Annotated in this window: 3 protein-coding genes and 1 pseudogene; 2 read left to right on the top strand and 2 right to left on the bottom strand. The window is 34.1% G+C overall.

What is annotated here, in order from left to right:
* Window positions 1-733, bottom strand: a pseudogene (locus ABY285_RS12175) (AsmA family protein); the annotation flags it as partial.
* A 1,014-nt stretch (window positions 734-1,747) separates the two neighbouring features.
* Complete coding sequence (gene trxA / locus ABY285_RS12170; RefSeq protein ID WP_372770440.1) at window positions 1,748-2,107, bottom strand: thioredoxin; 360 nt, start codon at window positions 2,105-2,107, stop codon at window positions 1,748-1,750.
* A gap of 163 nt (window positions 2,108-2,270) precedes the next feature.
* Here trxA and ABY285_RS12165 point away from each other — a divergent pair, with 163 nt between their 5' ends.
* Window positions 2,271-2,642 (top strand): DoxX family membrane protein, encoded by a 372-nt coding sequence (locus ABY285_RS12165; protein WP_372770438.1) that lies wholly within the window; start codon window positions 2,271-2,273, stop codon window positions 2,640-2,642.
* Between the two features lie 86 nt (window positions 2,643-2,728).
* The gene (locus ABY285_RS12160; RefSeq protein ID WP_372770436.1) at window positions 2,729-4,861 is read left to right on the top strand and encodes a prolyl oligopeptidase family protein; all 2,133 of its coding nucleotides are present in this window, start codon (window positions 2,729-2,731) and stop codon (window positions 4,859-4,861) included.
* Window positions 4,862-5,144: the final 283 nt, after the last annotated feature.

Below are 5,144 nucleotides of genomic sequence, written 5' to 3'. Positions count from 1 at the left end.
CAATTGGAAGCAAATTAACCAAAGCCTCATTTTCCTTAAAAGTATATTTAAAATTTTCCAAATCCAATCCCAGTAAAGCATCAAGTGACAATACCACGTTTTTTAAATAGTTTGTCTTGCCAATGGAAACGGCCAGTTTGGCGGTAGATTTGGTGTCTAAATCCAGAATTTTATTCTTAAAATCGCCGCTGCCTTCGTGATTGACGCTGTCCAAAATAACGCTTATTTTAGAAGCTTCGTCAAAATAAGTAAAACGAAGATTTTTTATGTCATAATGCTGAAAATTAAGGACAAAGTCATTATTTCCAAGACTGTCTCTTTCATTTTTGTCTTTTATGGCAATGTCATAATTTGCCAGACCGTCTTTATTAAAAATAACATTCACCTTTGCATTTTCACTACTAAAAGCATCGATACTCTTTGGTTCTCCTTTTCCTTTAAAAAGCTCTTTAATGCTCATTTTAAGGGTGAAAGTTTCAGAATAGAACAACGTATCATTTTCAAAAGGAGCTTTGTTAACAATACTTAAATCGTCAATTATAATGGTGGCTTTCGGAAAGTTTTTAAGTAAACTCAAATCAACCTCATCAAAGACCACAACCGCATCAATATTTTTATTGATTGAATTTAGCACCACTTCCTCAATTTTTCCTTTAAAAATAAAAGGCGTAGCTACAAGGATGAGAGCAAAAATCAATAAAATGATTCCAATTATTTTAAATGCTTTTTTCATAATTAATTTATATTTTTTTAATAAAATTTAGTTTTGTTTTTTGATGCAGTTTGCTGGTCACATATGATGCAAAATACAGCTGCATTTCAACAAGTAAAGGTAATCTTTAAAATAGAAAAAAATGGATTTCATTGAACTTTAGGCTTTTCAGGGTTTAAACAAATTAACGTATCAACGGCTAAACAAATAAACGTATCAACGACTAAACAAATAAACAAAAAGAAAAGCCGCAAAATATGCGACTTTTCTTGTTGGGATTTATTTGCCAACCTGTATAGTTATTTTAGGACGGGTCAAAATGCTAAAAACTCAAAACAAAAGAACCGTCCTATGATGTTTTTTGTCGTAAAATATTGAATTTTTTAGCGTTGGCTGACGATGCAACCCAAAGAGCCTTGCGGCTGTTTAAGGGCAGGGGAAGGCTGTCTGGGTGGGGCGAAGCGTACAGAAAACAGCTAGTAGCTGTTTTTAGCGATCGAGCCAGCCGGCGCAAGGCGAAAATTCAATTTATTTTACAGAAAAAGATCATCAGACTAGCCTTTTTTTGTTACTTTTTTTATCAATGAAATGGGCATAACGCAAACACGATACAATCACCTATGAAAATATGCGCATTACATATGACCAAAAAAACAATAAATATTTACATATGAAAAAAAGTAAAAAGATAAAATGAATGAAGTTAAAATTCCTTAGTTGTAATTAAAAAGACCATCATATCACCCTTCTTCCTGCCTAATTACCAAAATAGCCAATTTAGCATTTTTTAACGAGCACAACACCAGTCAAAACAGGGGCTCATGGGAGTCAAAAGGGAGGATACTCCGTACATACTCCATACATAGTGTTATAGTAGTGTTATAGTGACTATAACATTACCCCCTAAAATAAGTAAAGAAATTGAACTTTAGGCTTTTCAAAATTTAAACAAATAAACGTATCAACGACTAAACGAATGAACAAAAAAAAAAGCCGCAAAATATGCGGCCTTTCTTTTTGGGGTTTTCTCGGGATTTATTTTGAAACCTTTAAAACATCTGCTATAATTTTTTCTAAATCATGTTTTGGCAGTGCACCCTGAGCCATTTGTGGTTCTGAATCTTTTGGAACAAACAACATAGAAGGAATACTTCTGATGCCAAATGCTGCAGCCAATTCCTGTTCAACTTCAGTATCCACTTTATAAATGTTTAATTTCCCTTTGTATTCATCGCTTAATTCCTCCAAAACCGGCGCGACCATTTTACAAGGTCCACACCAATCTGCATAAAAGTCAATAATGCAAGGTACTTCACCTTCAAACTTCCACTCTTTATTTTTTTCGAAATTAAAAACCTTTTCTAAAAAAGTTTCTTTTGTCAATAATTCTGTCATTTTTTTTAAATTTAATATGAATAGTTCCGCAATTTTAATGCCAACTTATTAGACTGCAAAGGACATCATTTCTTACAAAATTTACGTAACTTTTGTTACCTCTGTAATTATTACTGTACTTTAACGACTTAATAAACTAACCTTTAACTAAACATTATTTATTATGAATTCAAAATTAACAATGATTTTACGCATCTTATTAGGGTTAATCTTAGTAATATTTGGCGCTAACAAGTTCCTGGGTTTTATGCCCGCAATGGAAATGCCTGCTCCCGCAGGAAATTTAATGAGCGCTATGATGGCATCCGGTTATATGCTTAAATTGGTTGGAGCAACCGAAGTTGTTGTTGGGTTGCTGCTTCTTATTAAAAAATGGGTACCTTTCGCTTTGGTGGTTTTGGCTCCAATTTCTGTAAATATTATCTTTTTTCATTTGTTTTTAGCGCCTGCAGGCATAGCACCAGCAGCTGTAGTGACATTGTTAAACATTGTTTTAATTTATGATAATTGGAGTAAATTAAAAATACTGTTTTAATTTTAAATGAGTTGATTAGCTTTAATAGAAAGGCATCGCTAAAAGGTTATGCCTTTTTATTTATATTTGTTAAAAAATAAACCAAAATGAAACCTGTTTTTATATTAACCCTGATTGGTATTTTTATCATTTCCTGCAAAAATTCCGAATCTCAAAAAAACGTTGCAACATTGAATTACCCAACCACAAAAAAAGTTGATACCGTAACCAATTATTTCGGCACAGAGGTTAAAGATCCATATCGTTGGCTGGAAGATGATAGGTCTGAAGAAACCGCTGCATGGGTTAAGGCTGAAAATAAAGTGACTTTTGATTATTTATCGAAAATTCCTTACCGCAAAGGATTAAAAAACCGCTTGGAAAAATTATGGAATTATGAAAAAATTGGCGCCCCTTTTAAAGAAGGCGACTATCATTATTTTTATAAAAATAACGGATTGCAAAATCAGTATGTGCTGTATCGCCAAAAAAATGAGGAAACTCCTGAAGTATTCTTAGATCCCAATACTTTCTCTGAAGATGGAACAACATCTCTGGGTGGTTTATCTTTTTCAAAAGATGGAAGTATAGTTGCTTATGCTATTTCTGAAGGCGGATCGGACTGGCGGAAAATTATTGTGATGGATGCACTTACCAAAGAAATTAAAGAAGATACCATAATTGATGTAAAATTTAGCGGTATTTCGTGGAAAGAAAATGAAGGTTTTTATTATTCAAGTTATGAAAAACCTGAAGGAAGCGAACTTTCAGCAAAAACAGATCAACACAGATTGTTTTATCATCAACTTGGAACTTCACAAAAAAAAGACCCTGTTGTTTTTGGTGACAAAGTAAAGCGTCGTTATATCAACGGAACTGTAACCGAAGATGGGAAATATTTAGAAATTAGAGCTTCAATTTCAACCTCTGGGAATGAGTTGTATATTCAAGATTTGTCGAAGCAAAACAGTCCGATTGTTACTGCTATAAATAATTTTGATTCCGAAACAACCGTTTTAGATAGCCAAGGTGAAACTTTGCTGCTTGTTACCAATCTAAATGCACCAAACAAGCGCGTGGTTAAAGTGAATGCCAAAAATCCAGTACCTGAAAATTGGGTAGACGTTATTTCCGAAACTAAAAATGTGTTATCGACTTCAACGGCAAGCAGATATATTTTTGCAGAATATATGGTTGATGCCGTTTCGCAAGTAAAACAATACGATTACGACGGAAAATTAATTCGCGAGATTGAATTGCCGGGTATTGGAACCTCCAGTGGATTTAGTGATAAAAAAGAGGCAACTGTTATTTATTATTCTTTTTCAAATTATATAAATCCGGGTTCAATTTATTCCTTTGAACCTTCAAAAGGGATTTCAAAATTGTATAACAAACCGGCCATCGATTTTAATCCAGAGAATTTCGATACAAAACAAGTTTTTTACAATTCAAAAGACGGCACTAAAATTCCGATGATTATTTCTTATAAAAAAGGGACGGAATTAAACGGTAAAAACCCTACTATTTTATATGGTTATGGCGGATTTAACATCAGTATAACACCAAGTTTCAGTATTCCAAACGCGGTTTGGATGGAACAAGGAGGGATTTACGCCGTTCCCAATATTAGAGGTGGCGGCGAATATGGAGAAGATTGGCACAATGCAGGCACAAAGATGAAAAAACAAAATGTTTTCGATGATTTTATTGCGGCTGCTGAATATTTAATTGAAAGCAACTACACTTCTTCAAATTATTTGGCAATTAGCGGACGATCAAACGGCGGTCTATTGGTAGGCGCTGTGATGACACAACGACCAGAGTTGATGAAAGTTGCTTTGCCAGCGGTAGGCGTTTTGGATATGTTGCGTTATCATACATTTACTGCTGGTGCGGGTTGGGCTTATGATTACGGTACTTCTGAAGATTCAAAAGAAATGTTCGACTATTTAAAAGGGTATTCACCCGTCCATAATGTAAAAGCAGACATTATATACCCTGCAACTTTAATCACAACAGGAGATCACGATGACAGGGTTGTACCGGCGCATTCGTTTAAATTTGCCGCTGAATTGCAGGAAAAACAAACAGGAAATAGCCCAACATTAATTCGTATTGAAACCAAAGCCGGACACGGAGCCGGAACGTCCGTTTCCAAAACCATTGAACAATATGCCGATATTTTTGGATTTACCTTATTCAATATGGGTTTTAAGGAATTGCCGAATGGGTTATAAATTGATTATTTAATTGATTTTGAATGTTAGATTTTGGATTGCAAAATGTAAAAATCAACTTTTCAATATACTAACTAGTTAATAGGCATATTGGCTAATTAACTTTTAACAATTCCCCCTTAGGGGGCTAGGGGGCTTTTGCGTATCTTTGCAAAATCTTGTTTTAAACAAATCCTATGCAATTTAAAAACTTACAGTTAAATAAACCTATTTTAAGAGCTATCGCAGAAAAAGGCTATGAAATTCCTACGCCTATTCAGGTGCAAACCATTCCTTTGCTATT

The organism is Lutibacter sp. (genome assembly GCF_041555395.1).
GTDB lineage: Bacteria > Bacteroidota > Bacteroidia > Flavobacteriales > Flavobacteriaceae > Lutibacter.
This window is presented reverse-complemented; position numbering and strand designations above follow the sequence as displayed.